Raw genomic sequence first — 17,525 nt, forward strand, 5'->3', positions numbered from 1 at the left:
TTCACAGTTGTGCCGCCCTTTGCTCTGATGACCGGCAGCCGGTGAAGGGCGAGGTCAGGAGGAGCCGTGGAGTACAACCTTGCCGACCTGTTCGAGTCGGTCGTCGACGTGGTGCCGGACCGTGAGGCGCTGGTGTACATCGACCATCCCGGCACGGGGGCGGAGCGTCGGCTGACGTATGCGCAGTTGGACGCGGGCGCCAATCGCATCGGGCACCATCTGCTCGACAGCGGGATACGTCCCGGCGAGCACCTCGGGCTCCATCTCTACAACGGTGTCGAGTATCTGCAGACGGTACTCGGCTGCCTCAAGGCACGGATCGTGCCGGTCAACGTCAACTACCGGTACATGGAAGAGGAGTTAGTCTACCTCTACCGGGACGCCGACCTGGTGGCTCTCGTCTTCGACGCCGAGTTCACCGACCGGGTGGCGGCGGCGCTGCCGCGGGCGGAGAAGGTGCGGCATCTGGTGCGGGTGGGAGCCGGGAGCACGCCGGGTGCGCCCTTCGGCGAGGCCGAGGCCGCCGGATCCGGGGAGCGCGGGTTTGCCGAACGGTCGGGCGACGACCAGTTCATCATCTACACCGGCGGTACGACCGGGATGCCCAAGGGCGTGATGTGGCGCCAGGAGGACCTGTTCTTCTCCGGGCTCGGCGGCGGCGCGCCGACCGGTGAGCCGGTCAAGAAGCCGCAGGAGCTGGCCGAGCGGGTCGCGGCGGGCGGCGACGGGATCACCTTCTTCCCCACTCCCCCGCTCATGCACGGCACGTCCACGCTGACGGCGTTCATCGGCTTCAACTTCGGCCAACGGGTCGTGCTGCACCGCAAGTTCGCACCCGAGGAGGTGCTGCGCACCATCGAGCGGGAGAAGGTCACCAGCGTGTCGCTGGTCGGCGACGCGATGCTGCGGCCACTGATCGACGCCCTGAACGGCCCCATGAAAGGCACCGACTGCTCGTCGATGTTCAGCGTGTCGTCGTCGGGAGCGATCATGTCGGACACGGTGCGGCGGCAGTTCCAGGCGCTCGTCCCGAATGCGATGCTGCTCAACAACTTCGGCTCCTCCGAGTCCGGCTTCAACGGCACGGCGACGGAGGACTCCGGCCCCGAACGCGGCTTCCGCATCCGCGTCAACTCCCGCACACAGGTGGTCGATCCGGCCACCCATGAACCGGTCGCCGTCGGCGAGGTCGGCCGCGTCGCCCAGTGCGGCCACGTCCCGCTCGGCTACTACAACGACCCGGCGAAAACCGCCGAGACCTTCTTCGAGAAGGACGGCGAGCGATGGGTGCTGCTCGGCGACATGGCCACCGTCGACGAGGAGGGCGTCGTCACGGTCCTCGGCCGCGGCTCGCAGTGCATCAACACCGGGGGCGAGAAGGTGTACCCGGAGGAGGTCGAGCAGGCGCTCAAGTCTCATCCGGATGTGTACGACGCACTGGTCGCCGGGGTGCCGGACGTGAAGTGGGGCCATCACGTGGCGGCGGTGGTGCAGCTGCGCGAGGGTGCGCGCACGCCGTCCCTCGACGACATCCAGACGCACTGCCGTTCCCATCTGGCCGGCTACAAGATCCCTCGCCAGCTGGTGCTCACGGATGCGATCCGACGGTCGCCGAGCGGCAAGGCGGACTACCGGTGGGCACGGGAGGTGGCGGTGGCGGCGGACCGGTGATCCGGTACGGGCGGAACCTGTGATTCCGCGGGTTGCCCGATTGAACAACAGATGACGTGCGACCGTATTGATGGTGGCGGAACGGGTTCCGGCCGGATCCGGTCCGCCGCACCATCGCCGGGGTTTCGCACGGAAGGACCTTTGTGTCACAGCACGTCACTCGTTCTCGTCAGCTGCCGGATGCCGAAGACGGGACGGCTGGGACCGGGACGACGGACGCCCTCTCTGATACGACGGACGCCCCTGCTGGTGGGAAAGGTGGCTGGTTCGGCTGGCGCCGGAAGTACCCCCGTACCGCCCGCGGCGTGAGTGTGGGCACCACGGTCCTGGCCGGTGCCCTCGTCCTCTTCGCCCTCCTCATGCCCAACCGGCTCGAACGCCTGAACCCCAGCGCGTTCCTGCGCATCCCCGCCGAGGGCGTCCTGCTCGCCGGGCTGCTGCTGGCGCTGCCGCCCAGGCCCCGGCGGATCATGGCTGTCGTCTCAGGCGTGTTCCTGGGTCTGCTCACCGTCCTGAAGTTCGTCGACATGGGCTTCTACCAGGTGCTGGCCCGCCCCTTCGACCTGGTCCTGGACTGGATCCTGCTCGACGACGCGACGGACTTCCTGCGCGAGTCGTTCGGCCGTACCGGCCAGGTGCTCGCCGTGGTCGCGGTGATCATCCTGTTCGCCGCGGTCCTGGTGCTGACCACGCTCGCGACGGTGCGGCTGACGAACCTGATGGTCCGCCACCGTCCCGCCGCCGCCCGTACGACCCTGGTCCTCGGCACCGCGTGGATCACCTGCGTCACCCTTGGCGTGCAGGTCGCCGGCACCCAGGTCGCCACCAAGGGCAACGCCGAGTTCCTCGGCAACCGGGTGGAACAGGTACGCGCGGGCCTGCGGGACGCCCGGGTCTTCCAGCAGCAGGCCGCCGTCGACGCGTTCGCGAAGACTCCGCCGGACCAGCTGCTCACCGGGCTGCGCGGCAAGGACGTCCTGTTCACGTTCATCGAGAGCTACGGCCGGGTCGCCATCGACGACCCGGCGATGGCACCGCAGATCGACGCGGTCCTGAAGGAAGGCACCCGCTCCCTCGACGCGGCCGGGTTCGCGTCGCGCAGCGCCTGGCTCAGGTCGCCCGTCACCGGGGCCGGCAGCTGGCTGGCCCACTCGACCTTCCTGTCCGGACTGTGGATCAAGAACCAGCAGCGCTACCGGAGCCTGACCACCAGCGACCGCATGACCCTCACCAACTACTTCGGCAGGACCGGCGCCTGGCGCACGGTCGGTGTCGTGCCCGGGGTGCGGCGGGCCTGGCCGGAGGGGAAGTTCTTCGGCCTGGACCACATCTACGACTCCGAGCACCTCGGCTATCACGGCCCCTACTTCAGCTGGACGCCCGTGCCGGACCAGTTCAGCCTGGAGGCCTTCGAACGCCTGGAGCACGGCCGCAAGGACCGGCAGCCGATCATGGCGGAGATCATCCTGGCCTCCAGTCACAACCCCTGGGCGCCCGTCGCCCGCATGATCGACTGGAACGACCTCGGCGACGGCTCGGTCTTCCACGAGATCAAGAAAGACGGCAAGGACCCCGAAGAGGTCTGGAAGAACCCGGAGAGCGTACGCACCGAGTACCGGCGCGCCATCGAATACTCCCTGCGCAGCACGACCGAATGGGTCGAGCGCTACGGCGACGAGAACACGGTCCTCGTCTTCCTCGGCGACCACCAGCCCGTCCCCACGGTCACCGCGGGCGACCGGAGCAAGGACGTGCCGATCACCATCGTCGCCCGTGACAAGAAGGTGCTCGACAGGATCGCGGACTGGGGCTGGACGGACGGCCTCAAGCCCGCTCCGGACGGCCCGCGCTGGGAGATGGACGCCTTCCGCGACCGCTTCATGACGGCGTACGGGCCTCAGAACTCCGGGTGAAGACGTCCTCAGCATCGAGGAACGCCTCCACAGCCGCGAGGAACTCCGCCGGCCGGGTCTCATGCACCAGATGACCCGCATCGATGGTCACGAGCCGGGCGTCGGGGATCTGGTCGGCGAGCGCGGCGATCTGCTCCTGTGGGATCAGGCTGGTGGGGCCACCCCCAATGAGCAGCGCGGGCATGGTGATCCGCCCCATGTGGTCCCACCACACAGGATCGGGCGCGTTGCGCTGTGCGTCGGTGGCCCGCACCATGACCCAGTCGAACGGCAGCTCCCCGTCGGGCCGTTCGGCGGGCGGCCGGGGCGGGTCGAGCGGGATCGGCACGGGCACGTCCTCCAGGACGAGCCGCCGTATGACGTCGGGTTCCGTCTGCGCCAGCAGGTAGGCGACAGCACCACCGAGCGAATGGCCCACCACATCGACGCGGTCGATGCCGAGGGCCGCGAGGAAGGCACGTATGTCGTCACGCATCGCCGTATACGCGTAGACGTCCGCACCCGCCCCCGGCACTGTCCCCGGCCAGTCGCTGCGCCCGTGTCCCCGCAGATCCGGGGCATACACCCGGCGCGGACCGGCCGCGAGCCGCTCGGCGACCGGCGCCCAGTCCGCGCCGTCGGCACCGCGGCAGTGCAGCAGCAGAACGGCAGGCGCCTGTTCGGGACCCCAGGCGCGGTAGGCGAGGGTGATGCCGTTGGCTTTGACGGTGCGCGGCTCGATGTCCATGCCGGGCACGCTAACCGGCGGAGCACCGCCCTCTCCCCCTGCTCTGCCCATAGCCGAGCCGCACCGGGCGACGCCTGCCAGGAGAAGTCGGCGGCACGGCTCTTGCCTGAGGTCAGATGGCCTGGATTGCTGATCCCGAGTGGATCGACCGCGCTGGAAGCCTTGACGGCCGCTGAGCGCCCATAGAGTTCAGACCGCGGTTTCGCCGAACCGGTCCCTCAGCTCCCGTTTCAGGATCTTCCCGCTCGCGTTCCGCGGCAGTTCGTCCACGAACAGGACCCGCTTGGGTGCCTTGAAGTGGGCGAGCTTGTCGCGGGCGTGCGCGATCAGGTCCTCCTCCGTGGTCTCACCGCGTCGGACGACGACGGCCGTCACGGCCTCGATCCAGCGGTCGTCGGGCAGGCCGATCACCGCCACCTCGGCGACCGCCTCGTGGGTGTAGAGCGCGTCCTCGACCTGCCGTGAAGCGACCAGCACGCCGCCGGAGTTGATGACGTCCTTCACCCGGTCGACGATGGTGAAGTAGCCGTGCGCGTCCCGCACGGCGAGGTCGCCGGAGTGGAACCAGCCGTCGCGGAAGGCGTCCGCGGTCTCCTCGGGCTTGTCCCAGTAGCCCTCGCACAACTGCGGGGAGCGGTACACGATTTCGCCGGGCGTTCCGTCGGGGACGTCCTTGCCGTCCTCGTCGACCACGCGGGCGTCGACGAACAGCACCGGACGGCCGCAGGAATCCATCCGGCCCTTGTGTTCATCGGGTCCGAGGACCGTGGCCAGGGGGCCGATCTCGCTCTGGCCGAAGCAGTTGTAGAACGCCAGCTTCGGCAGCCGCTCACGCAGCCGTTCCAGCACGGGCACCGGCATGATCGACGCCCCGTAGTACGCCTTCCGCAGCCCGGCCAGGTCACGTCGGTCGAAGTCCGGGCGGTTGGCGAGACCGATCCACACGGTGGGCGGCGCGAACAGGCTGTCCACGCGGCCCGCTTCGATCAGGTCGAACAGCCGGTCGCCGTCGGGCGCGTCGAGGATGATGTTCGTCGCCCCGACCGCGAGGTACGGCAGCAGGAACACATGCATCTGCGCCGAGTGGTACAGCGGCAGCGAGTGCACGGGACGGTCGCCGGCGCTGAGGTCGAGGGCGGTGATCGCACTGAGGTACTCGTGCACCAGCGCCCGGTGCGTCATCATCGCGCCCTTGGGCAGGGCCGTGGTGCCGGAGGTGTAGAGCAGCTGCACCAGGTCCTCGGAGCGCGGCTCCGGGCCGTCGTACGCGGGCGCCTGTGTCAGCCGCGCGAGCAGCGAGTCGTCGGCGTCGCGCAGGGGCACCGTACGGACGCCGTCGGGGAGCCGGTCCGACAGGTCGGGGTCGGCGAGGACCAGCGCGCTGCCGGACTGGCCGACGATGTACGCGAGGTCGTCGCCGGTCAGGTTCTGGTTGACCGGTACGTGCACCAGGCCCGCCCGGGCGCAGGCCAGGAAGCCGATGAGGTAGGCGTCGGAGTTGTGGCCGTAGGCGCCGACCCGGTCGCCGGGGGCCAGGCCCTGGTCGCGCAGGACGCTCGCGGCCCGTGAGACGGCCTCGTCGAGTTCCTCGTACGCCCAGGAGCGGTCGCCGTACTCGACCGCGACGCGCGCCGGGGTGCGCCGGGCGCTGCGCCGCAGGATCCCGTCAACCGTACTGCCGTGTCCAGGCGTCATGACACTTGATCCTGGTTGTGCCGCTGACGGAGGTCAAGGCACATACCCGTTGGTACGCTCAACCGCTCCTTCCCTCAATGACGTTGGGAGGCACGATGCGCACCCGCTTCAGACGGCTCCTCGGCGCGGCCGTCGCTGTACTCACCGCGGCCGCCTGTAGGGTTCCAGAAGTGACGTACAGCATCTGACCAGGCACTTTGCGACTCCGGGCGATCACGACAAGCTCGCACCCCATGGCATTGCGCATGCTCTACCTGGTCTTCCTCCGACTCCTCGGACTGCTCCTGCTGCTCTCCCGCTCGCAGCAGACCAAGGACGCCGAGCTGCTCGCGCTGCGCCACGAGAACGCGGTGCTGCGCCGACACCGCCTGTTCACACCCGGCACCCTGCTCACCTGGCACCGGCGACTACTGCGCTGGAAGTGGAAGCAGAAACCCGCACGGACCGGCCGCCCGCCGATCTCCGAGGAACTCACCGCCCTGATCCTGCGCCTGGCCCGCGGGAACCCGACCTGGGGCTCAACCCGTATCCAGGGCGAGCTGCGGCGCCTGGGCCACCGCGTCGGCGCCTCCACCATCCGACGCATCCTGCGCAGCGCCGGCCTCGGCCCTGCACCCAGACGAAGCCGCGGCGCCCCGACCTGGCGCGAGTTCGTACGCGCCCAGGCCTCCGGTCTGCTCGCGGCCGACTTCTTCCACGTGGACACCGCCGCGCTGACCAGGCTGTACGCCTTCGTGGTCATGGAGGTCGGCACCCGCACCGTGCGCATCCTCGGCGTCACCGCCCACCCGACCGCAGCCTGGGCCACCCAGCTCTCGAGGAACCTCCTCGCCAACCTCGCAGACCGCGCCGCCGGCTTCCGCTACCTGCTACGCGACCGCGACAGCCGCTACACCCAGGCGTTCGACGCCGTCTTCACCGCCGACGGCATCGAGATCCTGAAGAGCGCGCCACAGACACCGCAGATGAACGCCCACGTGGAGAGGTTCATCCGCAGCGTGCGGGCCGAGTGCACCGACCGGATGCTGATCTACAACGAGCAACACGCACGGCGTGTCCTCGCCGAATACGCCGAGCACTACAACTCCGGAAGGCCGCACCGGGCCCTGCACCTTGCGCACCAGCCGACGATCCGGACGTCATCCCCTTCCCCGCCCAACATCCAGCGCCACGACGTCCTCAGCGGACTCATCCACGAGTACCGCGACACAGCCTGACGAAGATCACGACAGTCTGGCGAACGCCCAGCTCAACGCATGTGCGGGACTTTTGGCACCCAACAGGATCTCCTGAGTGAGCGGCAGACTCACGCCAACCGCCCGCATCCGGCCGCCCGTTGGCCGGCCCAGCACGAGGGCCTGTGTCTCCGGCGTCGTTCCGGTCACCCCGATGACCACGGCCTCAGTGGTGTGGCGCTCGCGCCACTTCACCCAGCCCGAGGCCAGGCCGGCGGCGTACGGTGCGTCGGTCTTCTTACCCACCAGGCCCTCCACGCCCGCGAGCGCTCCGACCCACTTGAGGGCTTGCCCACGATCCTCGGTAGCCGGAACCGCTCGCAGGGTGGGCGCGCCGCCCTCGAGCAGATGCAGCAGCTCTGTACGGCGCTCGGTATACGGGCGGGGCCGCCAGTCGAGGTCGCCGACGGCGAGGACGTCGAACAGGGCGACGTGGACGGTGAAGTCGGCGCTGCGTCGCGGGCCGCGGCGGCCGGCCCGGCTCTGCAGCCGGTCGAAAACCACGCCGGAGCCGTCGTTGAGGACCGCGACGAGCTCACCGTCGAGGACTGCGTCCGGCAGGCCGGCGGCAGCATCTGCGACGTCGGAGAACTGGCGGGACAAGTCGGTGCCGTGCCGGCTCCATACCCGTCGGGTCGCGGTGTGGATCTGGCATCTCCAGCCGTCCCATTTCAGTTACGCGCTGTTGAGCTGTCCACGGGCTATCGTCCGGCTTCATGTCGATCACGGGATGGCGGGTGCGCTTCACTCGCCGAGGGCTGGCTTGAGCTGATGCCACATCCAGGCGATGTCGGGGTAAGGGGGCGGGGTGAGGTCGTCGGGGTCCCACAGCATGGGGGTCGGGCTCGGGCTGACGGTCAGCGGCGTGGCGGGGCCGGTCCCGGCCGCATCGCTGGTGAAGTAGCGGGCGCTGATGGCGGTGAACTCGACGGTAGCGGGGATCCACTGAGGCAATTCGGCGGCGTAGCGGACGACGGCTGGCCGGGGATCCTTCAACAGCCGCTCCTGGAGGCGCAGCATGAGGCAGAGCATACGTTCGTAGAGTTCTGCGGCCTTCAGCAGAGCAGTGGTGGTGTCAAGGCCGTGTTCGGCGGCGAGGGCGGAGAAGAGGTTGATGTCTCGCTGTCCGGCCTGGGCTTCCTTGGCCAGGCTGCCGAGGTCGTTGACGATGGTGCAGGGATAGAACACCGACAAGGTGAACGCCCGGACGAGTGGGTCGTAGAACTCGTCCGGTGTCATCGCGTATCCGGCGCCCGGCGCGGTGTAGGCGGCCAGGACCCCGGCGCCGCACTTGGGCCAGCGCATGCGCAGGTATTCGCCGACCGCGGGCGCTGCGGTGCTGGACTGGAGGGCGAGTTTCCACAACTGGCCGCCGAGCCACTGGGCGTTCTCGCTGCGGACAGCAGCGAGGCCGTCAGGGGGCAGGCACGCCTGCAGGACGCGCCGCAGGTCACGGAGGCTGGTGAGGAACGGGTCGGCCGGCAGGGGAACGTCGGACGGCTCGTATAGGACGCGGTTGGCCTCGGCTGACAGCGCGGCCGCACGGGCGGGATTGCCGGTCAAGGTATCGAGATGGTCATCCCACTTGCACGCCCAGTGGGTGTAGTAGGTCATGGCGATCGCTGCCTCTTCGGTGACGAAGGGCATCCCGTGGGCGATGAACGTACCGAAGTTCATCCGGGTCATGCGGGAGTCGGGGGCACACAACCCCTGCTCGATGGCCCAGGCGGCGCCAGCCCGATCCAGGCACTGGCCGCCGGACGGGTGCTGTTGAAGGGGGACAGGGCAGTAGAGCTGCAGGCCCTCGGGGGGAAGAGTGTCCAGGAGTCGACCGAAAGCGGTTGCCATACGGGGTCTGGTCTCCCTAAAGGTTCTCGGTGGTCTGAGGTCAGTGGTCGCGGTTGGTGAGCAGCCGGGCCAGGACGATGAGTTCCTCCACAGCACTTGGTTCGAGTCGTCCGCTATGCAGGTGTTCCAGGGCCTGCGCAGTGTGCTGTTCGCACTCACTCCTCGCCCAGGCACGGCCTCCGGCCTGCTCCACCAGACGAGCAGCCAGCTCCTGCTCGGCGGTGCTCAGCGGGCCGGAGCGCGCATACAGGGCACGCAGCCGGTGTGCGGCCGGACCGTCGGCGCCCAGCGCGGCCACGACGGGCAAGGTCTTCTTGCGCGCGGCCAGGTCGGAGCCGACCGGCTTGCCGGTGCGCTGCGGGTCGCCCCAGATACCGAGCAGGTCATCGACGAGTTGGAAGGCGGCGCCCAGGTGGGCCCCGAACGCCCGCAGGTGAGCGACCCGCTCTCCGTCCCCGCCGCCGACCAATGCCCCCAGCGCGCACGCCGCGGCCATCAAGGCGCCGGTCTTGCCCGCCGCCATCGCCTGGACCTCCTCGAGTGACGCCCCGGTCTCGTTCACCAGGAGACTGTCGGCGTATTCGCCCTCAATCAAGTCCTGCACCGAGGCGGTCAACAGTGCCACTCCTGCTGAGGTGTCCAGGGACGGCGAGGCGGTGGCCATCACCTGCGTGGCCAAGAAGAACAGGGCGTCTCCAGTCAGGACCGCGGCCGGCACGCCCATCTGGGCCCACAGGGCGGGGCGGCCCCGGCGGATACGGTCACCGTCGAGGACATCGTCGTGCAGGAGCGAGGCGTTGTGGACCAGTTCGACGACTACCGCCGCCGAGGCCCCCGCCGCCTGGCTTCCCCCTACTGCAGCGCAGCCACCAAGAGCCAGGGCGGGCCGTACGCCCTTCCCCTTGGCCGTCACGGCAGACAGCTCTGTACCCTCGGTGTCCCACCAGCCGAAGTGGACCCCAGCCGGATGCCGGATCCGCCGGGGCAGCCGCGAGACCGCCTCCCGCAGGACCGGCCCGGTCACTGCGGCGGCATCGGACAAGATCTGCCGGGCGTCACGGGCTGGGCGTACAAGAGGCTCCACGGTCATCACGCACCCTCTGCTGTCAAGGGACACTGGCCGCCAGGGGCAGGCAGCACTACATGGATCCCCATCAAGGCGCACATGCCACCGGTGGCTACAGAGGCGGCCAGAAGCAGACAGGGCGCGCACATATTTCTGAGGGCCAGTCGTATGCGCCGCGCGTGAGACCCGCGAGGGCGGAGCTGGTGCTGCCCCGGTCTGAAGGTCTCTTTGGACCCGGCGCTGGGCACCGGTGCTGCCGCAGCCGTCGGCGCCCGATCCGACGCGGTACTGCTCTGAGGATGGCCGGATGGACCCGGATGCAGGGTCAGCTCCCATGCTGCGCCCGACCGGAGTGCGGACAATGGACAGTTCAAAACCTTGTCCATAATTTCGGCTCGCGCGTCCAGCCCGGCGACTTGGGCACGGCAGTAACTGCGCGGGCCAGAGCAAGCGGGGCGGGCAGAGCGAAGGGCGGCACCGGAACCTCCTGCGTAGGTCGGGGGCCCCTTCGCACGCGCCCCGAACCAGCGGGAACAGCACCCCGTGCAGTCCGTCGGTCTGCCTCACGTACCGGGCAGTGCGTCGGACTGAAGTTCGCGTGCGGCCTGCTTCTCGCGACGCTGGGCCCGCCCGCCCGTGCCCGGCTTGTCGAGCGCCTCCCAGTCGGGTTCCGGCCCGGGATCCTTCGCAGGAACCTTCGTCACCTTGAGGCCAGCTGCCCGCCCGCGTGTGTGCTGCCCGGTGTCGCAGGTCAACAGCCTTACGTCGCGTGCGGCAAGCGGCTGAATGGCCACAGCCCGGTCGATGATCTCGTCATCAGGGATTGGTAGGCGCGCATGGCCGGGCGGGTCCAGGACGATCTCCACGTTCACTTCGCCGCGTACCTCGCCGTCCTGCGAGACGAGGTCCGCCTGTCGCAGGATCCCGAACGTGGCCTCCGAGGTTTCGTCCAGGAGGCCGAGCGTGTGGGAGGCCCGCCAGCGGGGCGCGCTGCTTGCCGGCCTCCTTGAGACCGTCGAGTTCGTCGACCACGACGATCGGGAACAGCAGCCGGATGTGCTCACCGCTCGGCAGTCCGAGAACCTTGTGCAGATCGACGTCCGCCAACTTGTCGGGATTCTGGATGTAGAAGCTGGAGTCCGCGACCACGAACCACTCCCGACCGTTCCAGCGCCCTATCTGCGCCTCAAGGGCCGCTTCCGCTTCCGCGAACGCCTGGATGCGTTCGGTGATCTCAAGTTCCACCAGGCCGTTGACGAGTCGCTGCTGGTCAGCGCCGGCGAGGGTGCCGCAGCTGCCGAGGAGGGCCTGATAGCGCGGGGTGAGGACGAGGGAGTCGAGGTCCCTGTCGCTGATCTGGGAGCGCAGCATGCCTGCCGCATCGGTGGCCCATTCCAGGTACCGCAGAAGGCTCTCGAAGGCACTCCGCATTGGGGAAGGGCCACGGAGGTTCTCGGCTTTGACGCGGGTCTCTCGGAGCACGTTGCGGAGGTTCCTACCGTCGGCTCCCGGGCGGGGCGTGATGGGCATGCGCTGATCCTGCCAGGCCCCTGCACGTCGACGCGTTCGCGGAGCAGGTGGCCGAGGCGGCGTCGGAGTACGCCCCGCACAAGCTGGCGGCGTACCTCTACCAGCTGGCGTCCCTGTACACGACGTTCTACGGCAAGTGCCCGGTCCTGAAGGCCGAGTCGCCGACCCAGGTGGAGAACCGGTTGTTCCTGTGCGATGTCACCGCGCGGACGCTGCACCGGCGGATGGCGCTGCTGGGGATCAGGACGCCTGAGCGGCTCTGAGTGCGTGCTTCTGATCCCCGGTTCTGAGTAGCCTGGAGTCCTAGGCTGGCTCGGTGTCCGAGGACGCCGGGCGGGCCGGGGAGAGGATCTGGCCGGGTTGTGGTAAACGGCTGAGGCCGGGTGCCCTCCCCAGGGCGGAGTTCTGCTCGTCGGCCTGTCGTGCCAGGCAGTGGCGGAAGGAACGTCGGCTGCGCCGACTTCTGGCGGCGGCTCAGAATGGCGTCGGCGAGGCGGAGTGCCCGGAGTGCGGGACCGGGTGGTGGTCGGTGTGGATCGCCGGGCGGATGCCATGTACTGCTCGACGCGGTGCAAGGTGAGGGCGTGGAGGCGCCGGAAGGAACCGTACGGCGAGCGGTCACAGCAACCGCCGGGCGAACGCATCCTGAGTCCAAAGTTGGTGGTGAGACCCTGATCGCCTGGGCAGCCATCACCCTCATGACCGCCGCCTGACCCGGAGAGGCGCCACCCCCAGCTGGCCAAGGCAACCGGCGTCGGCCGACGGCTGAGCCGTCCTCTCCACACATCAGGCTGGATCAGCCGGACAACCAGGCCACTAGCCCGGTGGCCTGCGGGTCTCCAGTCACGTCATACAAGCCGAGGACGCCGTCCATCATCACCACCACAGGCCCCCGGGACGCCCAACGGGGTGCCTTTCCGCGTCAGCCATCGGACGCGGAAAGGCACCCCGTGATCCCGCCAAGGCGCCCCTATGACGCTACCTTCCCGGCGAACTCCTCGTATCGGACGTCTTTGAAGTTCAAATTGAAGGGCTGCCCATCCGAGACGTTGAAAGCAAGCACCTTCCAGGTCCGTGCTGGCGCGTCCTTGTAGTCGTTGCAGTACAGCCGTGCGAGCGTCTCCTTCGCGAAGAAGCAGACCTGGACCTCGACGGGGATCGCCAGCTTCACATTGATGTCACGACAGCGGGTCGACGTTTTGAAGTAGGCCCCGCCCATCGGCGCAGTGGGCCAGCCCTCGTACTTGGTGAAGTCCTGCGCGCCGTCGTAGCACGGGTTCGACGGTGCGGCGCCGGCTGGCGCCGCCGTGGTTAAGGCACCACCCGCCACTAGGGCGCGTATCGAGTCGTGATCATCGGGTGGTTCTGGTGAGGTCTTTGATCCAGATCATCGAGGCGTGCAGGTGGAGACTGGCGAGGTAGCTGTCGGGAGTCTTGTCGTATCGGGTGTCTCACCGTCCCAGTTCCGGCCTCCTGGTACGTCACGCTCTGGGGCGGGTGAGGCACGTGGAGCCGACGTGAGCCGACCGGTGCACTGATGTCCGGGCGGGGACTCATGGGACATGGCCCGGCACCCGGCTCAGGTTCCGGGGAGGATACGGCGCGTCTCGTAGGCCCACATCGCGATCTCGACCCGGTTGCGGGCGCCGAGTTTGGCCATCAGGCTCGCCAGATGCGTCTTCACCGTGCTGAGGCTGATGTGCAGAGCGTCGGCGATCTCGGTGTTGGTCAGCCCGCGGGCGACGGCGAGGAGCACCTGCTCCTCGCGGGCGGTGACGGGGGAGACCGGCTGGGCCGCGGGCCGGCCGGCGGGCAGGTCCGCGAACGCCTGGAGCAGACGGACGGTGACGCTGGGCGCGATGAGCGCCTCACCGTCGGACGCCGACCGTACGGCCTGGGCCAGAAGGTCCGGTCCCGTGTCCTTGAGGAGGAATCCGCGGGCGCCGGCACGCAGTGAGCCGTAGACGTACTCGTCGAGGTCGAACGTGGTGATGACGACCACGGCCAGCGGGTCGGCGACGCCCGGGCCGGCGATCAGCCGGGTGGCCTCGAGCCCGTCGAGCACGGGCATGCGGATGTCGAACAGGCAGACGTCGGGGCGCAGTTCGCGGGCCAGACGTACCGCTTCGTGTCCGTCGTCGGCCTCGCCGACCACCTCGATTCCGGGCTGGGCGTTCAGCATGATCCGCAACCCGGTGCGGATGATCGCCTGGTCGTCAGCGACGAGGACGCGAATGGACACCGCTCTCGCTCCTCGCTCTCGGCAGTTCGGCTTCGACATGCCAGCCCCGGTCGGTACCCGGGCCGGCTCGTAGTGTGCCGCCGAGCAGGGTCGCGCGCTCGCGCAGTCCGGTAAGTCCGTATCCGTCGCGACCCCGGCCTGTGCGCCGGCCGTTGTCGCGCACGCTCACCCGTACCGTGTGCCGTTCCGCGGCGACCCGGACGACGAGCTCGGTCGCGTCGACCGCATGGCGCAGCGCGTTGGTCACCGCCTCCTGCACGATCCGGTAGACGGCCGCGTCCACGGCCGGGGGCAGCGAGTCCAGTTCGCCGTCGAGCCCCAGGTCGACCTTGAGGCGATCACCCGGCGTGCGCACCAGGCGCTCCAGATCCGCGACGCCGGCAGGCGGCGCCAGCTCGGCGCCGACCCCGCGGTCGCGCAGCGCGGCGACCATGGCGCGCATTTCCTCCAGCGTGCGCGCCCCTTCCTCCTCGACCCCCTCCAGCGCCTCGACGGCGGCGGACGGGTCGGTGCCCGCGAGCACCCGGCCCGCCTGGGCGGTGATCACCATGGCCGACACGTGGTGGGCCACCGTGTCGTGCAGTTCCCGGGCGAGCTGCTCACGCTCGCGGGAGCGCACCTGCTCCAACTGCCGCTCGCGAGCGGTCACCCGGAACCGCACGGCAGCCCCGACCACGCCGGGCAGCAGCAGGAAGACGAAGCCCACGACCTTTTCGACGACCGGAGCCTCGTACGTGACGACACACAGCGCGCCGACCGCGAGGATCACCGCGCCGCCCAGCACGATCTCGCGTCCCGATCCCCACCGGGGCAGCGCGTACACCAGCACGAGCACGACCGCGCCGGTGTCCAGGCCGACGGGCTCGCGCGGTGCGGCGACGAGCGAGGCCACCTGGAGCAGCATCACCGAGCCGAACGCCAGCGTGACCATCGCCAGCGGGCGGGTCCGGCGCCACAGAGGCAGCAGGCACAGCCATACGGTGAAACCCACCGCCACCGGCCGCCACACGACGTTCTCGCGCAGGGTGGCCTCCAGCACCACACCGCCCAGGCCCGCGGCGAGCAGCGCCCAGTCCCGCCGCACCCGGGCGGGCGCGTCGGGCGGCCGGGGTTCGGTCCACAGGGTTCGCAGGTCGTCTCGCAGCACGGTTCTCAGCGTAGGGACCGCGCCGTGCCGCGCATCGGCCGAAAGGACGGGGCGTCACTCCGACTTGGGGCCGACGGATCCGCGGCCCGCGAGCCGATGCCGAAGAGCGCCGTGGCGACGAGCCTCGGCATCGGCGGCCGTACAAGGACGGCCGACGAGGTGGTTGGAGGACCCGATGCTCTCGAAAGCCCTGTTGCGCCTGGGCGCAAGCGCCGCCCGCCATCCCTGGCGGGTGATCGCGGCATGGCTGGTCGCCGCCACGCTCGCCGTCCTCGCCGCCGTCGCCTTCGGCGGGCGGAATGCGGATTCGATGACCGCTCCGGGACTGGACTCCCAGCGGGCCGCGGAACTGATCGAGCGGGCCGGCACCGGCCAGGAGGGGATGACCGCCCAAGTGGTCGTCACCCCCCTCGACGGCGCTGCGAGGTTCTTCGACCACGGCAGCGCGCGCACCGCTCTCACGCGGCTGCAGACCGAGGTGAAACGGCTGCCGCACGTGCTCGGCACGAGCGACCCGGCGGGGGCACTCGACGCAGGCGGGGACACCGCCGTGCGCGGCGGCCTCGTCTCGGCCGACGGGCGGATCGCGGTCGTCCGGGTGCAGTACCCCGACCAGAGCCGGCTGTCGGCCGAAGACCTCGACGCCCTCGTCGATCTCGGCGACCGGCTGCGCGCCGAACTGCCCCTGCGCATCGAGATGGGCGGAAACCTCTTCTACGCCTTCTCCGACCCCGACGGCGGCGTGAGCGAGTTGATCGGCCTCCTCGCCGCGGCCGCGATCCTGTTCCTGGCGTTCGGTTCGCTCGTCGCCGCCGCGCTGCCGATCGGCATGGCGGTCTTCGGACTGACCGTCGGTGTCGCCACGATGACGGTACTGGCGGGGGTCACGGACGTCCCCACCTTCGCACCGGTCCTGGGCAGCATGGTCGGGCTCGGAGTGGGCATCGACTACGCGCTGTTCGTGCTCGCCAGGCACCGGGAGTACCTCGCGCGCGGGCTCGATCCGCACGAGGCGGCCGGACGAGCGGTGGCCACGGCGGGGCGGCCGGTGGTCTTCGCCGGCGGAACCGTCGTCGTATCGATCCTCGGCATGGCGGTCGCGAACGTGCCGTTCATGACGGTGGGCGGACTTGCCGTCTCGATCGTCGTCCTGACCATGGTGCTCGCGTCGGTGACGCTGCTGCCGGCCTTCCTCGGCGCCGCCGGCCCACGCCTGGCCCGGGCCGGCCGGATCGGCCGGGCTCTGCAGACCAGGAAGCTGGGCCGACTCGCACGGCGGCGGGACCCGGCGGCAGGCGCCGCCCACGCCGCCGGGTGGCGTCGCTGGATCGGGCACGTCAGCCGGCACCCGGTGCCGTACGCGGTCGGCGCGGCGGGGCTGCTGCTGACGGCGACGCTGCCCGTGCTCGGCCTGCGTGTCGGCCTGCCCGACGACGGCTCACTGCCGCAGAGCCGGACCGAGCGCCGCGCGTACGACCTCGTCGCCGAGGGATTCGGCCCGGGCACCAACGGTCCCCTCGTCATCGCCGCGGACCCCGCCGGTGATCCGGGAGTGCTGGACCGACTCGTCGCAACGGTCGCGGCGGATCCGGGCATCGCATCCGTCGCGCCGACGCACATCGATCGGGCCACCGGCATCGCGACCCTCGTGGTGTTCCCGACCACCAGCCCTCAGGACAAGGCCACTGCCGACACCATCGCCCGGCTGCGCACCGACGTGCTGCCCACGGCGATCGGGCACGGCCCGGCCAGGGCCCACGTCGGCGGCGCCGCCGCGAGCCTGTCCGATGTGGGCCAACGCACCAGCCAACGCCTGCCGGTGTTCGTCGCCACCGTGCTGGCGATGTCGTTCCTGCTGCTGATGCTGGTCTTCCGCTCGATACTCGTACCGCTCAAGGCGGTACTGCTGAATCTGCTGAGCATCGGCGCGGCCTACGGCATCATGGTCGCGGTCTTCCAGTGGGGCTGGGCAGGCGCACTCATCGGGCTGGAAGCGACGGTTCCGATCGTGTCGTTCATCCCGATGTTCCTCTTCGCCATCCTGTTCGGCCTGTCGATGGACTACGAGGTGTTCCTCCTCTCCCGCGTACGCGAGGAGTACCTGCGCACCGGCGACAACGGCACGGCGATCGTTGAGGGCGTCTCGGGCACCGCCCGGATCATCACCTCGGCCGCCCTCATCATGGTGGCGGTCTTCCTGTCCTTCGCCGTCGCCGAGGACCCCTCCACCAAAATGTTCGGGCTCGGCCTGGCCACCGCGATCTTCATCGACGCCACGGTCGTACGCATGGTGCTGGTACCGGCGACCATGACACTCCTCGGCCGGACCAACTGGTGGCTGCCGAAGTGGCTGGACTGGATGCTTCCCCGCGGCCCGGTCGGCACCGACGACACCGACGCGGAATCCACGGGTGAGGCCCCGCGTCCACGGCTGGTTGACCGTTGACTCAA

14 protein-coding genes and 1 pseudogene are annotated in these 17,525 nt (G+C 69.7%); 5 read left to right on the forward strand and 10 right to left on the reverse strand.

Annotated features, from left to right (window positions below; all coding sequences use genetic code 11):
- The first annotated feature begins 66 nt into the window (after window positions 1-66).
- Both QQY66_RS03365 and QQY66_RS03370 read left to right on the forward strand, forming a co-directional pair.
- Window positions 67-1,671: an acyl-CoA synthetase gene (locus QQY66_RS03365; protein WP_301977509.1), complete on the forward strand. Its 1,605-nt coding sequence runs from the start codon at window positions 67-69 to the stop codon at window positions 1,669-1,671.
- A gap of 173 nt (window positions 1,672-1,844) precedes the next feature.
- Window positions 1,845-3,584, forward strand: coding sequence for a sulfatase (locus QQY66_RS03370; RefSeq protein WP_301987139.1), 1,740 nt, complete (start codon window positions 1,845-1,847; stop codon window positions 3,582-3,584).
- Here the strand turns inward: QQY66_RS03370 and QQY66_RS03375 are convergent.
- Together QQY66_RS03375 and QQY66_RS03380 are read right to left on the reverse strand one after the other, a co-directional pair.
- Entirely contained in the window at window positions 3,550-4,311 is a 762-nt protein-coding gene (locus tag QQY66_RS03375) for an alpha/beta fold hydrolase (protein ID WP_301977510.1), read from the reverse strand. The two genes, QQY66_RS03370 and QQY66_RS03375, sit on opposite strands and share 35 nt — an antisense overlap.
- 189 nt (window positions 4,312-4,500) lie before the next feature.
- Window positions 4,501-6,006: an acyl-CoA synthetase gene (locus QQY66_RS03380; protein ID WP_301977511.1), complete on the reverse strand. Its 1,506-nt coding sequence runs from the start codon at window positions 6,004-6,006 to the stop codon at window positions 4,501-4,503.
- Window positions 6,007-6,239: 233 nt separating this feature from the next.
- Between QQY66_RS03380 and QQY66_RS03385 the strand changes: the two genes are divergently transcribed.
- Window positions 6,240-7,223, forward strand: coding sequence for an integrase core domain-containing protein (locus QQY66_RS03385; RefSeq protein ID WP_301977513.1), 984 nt, complete (start codon window positions 6,240-6,242; stop codon window positions 7,221-7,223).
- Window positions 7,224-7,229: 6 nt separating this feature from the next.
- Here QQY66_RS03385 and QQY66_RS03390 read toward each other — a convergent pair whose 3' ends face one another.
- From QQY66_RS03390 to QQY66_RS03410, 5 genes are all read right to left on the reverse strand, one after another.
- Window positions 7,230-7,916 carry a hypothetical protein gene (locus QQY66_RS03390; RefSeq protein ID WP_301987141.1) on the reverse strand — a complete coding sequence of 229 codons (687 nt, stop codon included), beginning with the start codon at window positions 7,914-7,916 and terminating at the stop codon, window positions 7,230-7,232.
- Between the two features lie 69 nt (window positions 7,917-7,985).
- A complete protein-coding gene (locus QQY66_RS03395) occupies window positions 7,986-9,089 on the reverse strand; it encodes a hypothetical protein (protein ID WP_301977514.1) in 1,104 nt (367 codons plus the stop codon).
- Between the two features lie 40 nt (window positions 9,090-9,129).
- The gene (locus tag QQY66_RS03400; protein WP_301977515.1) at window positions 9,130-10,113 is read right to left on the reverse strand and encodes a polyprenyl synthetase family protein; all 984 of its coding nucleotides are present in this window, start codon (window positions 10,111-10,113) and stop codon (window positions 9,130-9,132) included.
- Between the two features lie 605 nt (window positions 10,114-10,718).
- Window positions 10,719-10,859 carry a hypothetical protein gene (locus QQY66_RS03405; protein WP_301977516.1) on the reverse strand — a complete coding sequence of 47 codons (141 nt, stop codon included), beginning with the start codon at window positions 10,857-10,859 and terminating at the stop codon, window positions 10,719-10,721.
- Window positions 10,860-10,971: 112 nt separating this feature from the next.
- Window positions 10,972-11,586, reverse strand: coding sequence for a hypothetical protein (locus tag QQY66_RS03410; protein WP_301977517.1), 615 nt, complete (start codon window positions 11,584-11,586; stop codon window positions 10,972-10,974).
- Between the two features lie 119 nt (window positions 11,587-11,705).
- Between QQY66_RS03410 and QQY66_RS03415 the strand changes: the two are divergent.
- Window positions 11,706-11,948 (forward strand): annotated as a pseudogene (locus tag QQY66_RS03415) (DALR anticodon-binding domain-containing protein); the annotation flags it as partial.
- A 707-nt stretch (window positions 11,949-12,655) separates the two neighbouring features.
- Here QQY66_RS03415 and QQY66_RS03420 read toward each other — a convergent pair.
- The 3 genes from QQY66_RS03420 to QQY66_RS03430 all read right to left on the reverse strand — a co-directional run bounded on the left by QQY66_RS03420 (window position 12,656) and on the right by QQY66_RS03430 (window position 15,074).
- Window positions 12,656-13,015 (reverse strand): hypothetical protein, encoded by a 360-nt coding sequence (locus tag QQY66_RS03420; RefSeq protein ID WP_301977518.1) that lies wholly within the window; start codon window positions 13,013-13,015, stop codon window positions 12,656-12,658.
- A 249-nt stretch (window positions 13,016-13,264) separates the two neighbouring features.
- The gene (locus tag QQY66_RS03425; protein WP_301977519.1) at window positions 13,265-13,927 is read right to left on the reverse strand and encodes a response regulator transcription factor; all 663 of its coding nucleotides are present in this window, start codon (window positions 13,925-13,927) and stop codon (window positions 13,265-13,267) included.
- The gene (locus tag QQY66_RS03430) at window positions 13,902-15,074 is read right to left on the reverse strand and encodes a sensor histidine kinase (protein ID WP_301977520.1); all 1,173 of its coding nucleotides are present in this window, start codon (window positions 15,072-15,074) and stop codon (window positions 13,902-13,904) included. The genes QQY66_RS03425 and QQY66_RS03430 overlap by 26 nt, the downstream gene beginning before the upstream one ends.
- Window positions 15,075-15,249: 175 nt before the next feature.
- Between QQY66_RS03430 and QQY66_RS03435 the strand changes: the two genes are divergently transcribed.
- Entirely contained in the window at window positions 15,250-17,520 is a 2,271-nt protein-coding gene (locus tag QQY66_RS03435; protein WP_301977521.1) for an MMPL family transporter, read from the forward strand.
- Window positions 17,521-17,525: the final 5 nt, after the last annotated feature.

This window comes from Streptomyces sp. DG2A-72 (assembly GCF_030499575.1).
In the GTDB taxonomy this organism is placed as follows: domain Bacteria; phylum Actinomycetota; class Actinomycetes; order Streptomycetales; family Streptomycetaceae; genus Streptomyces.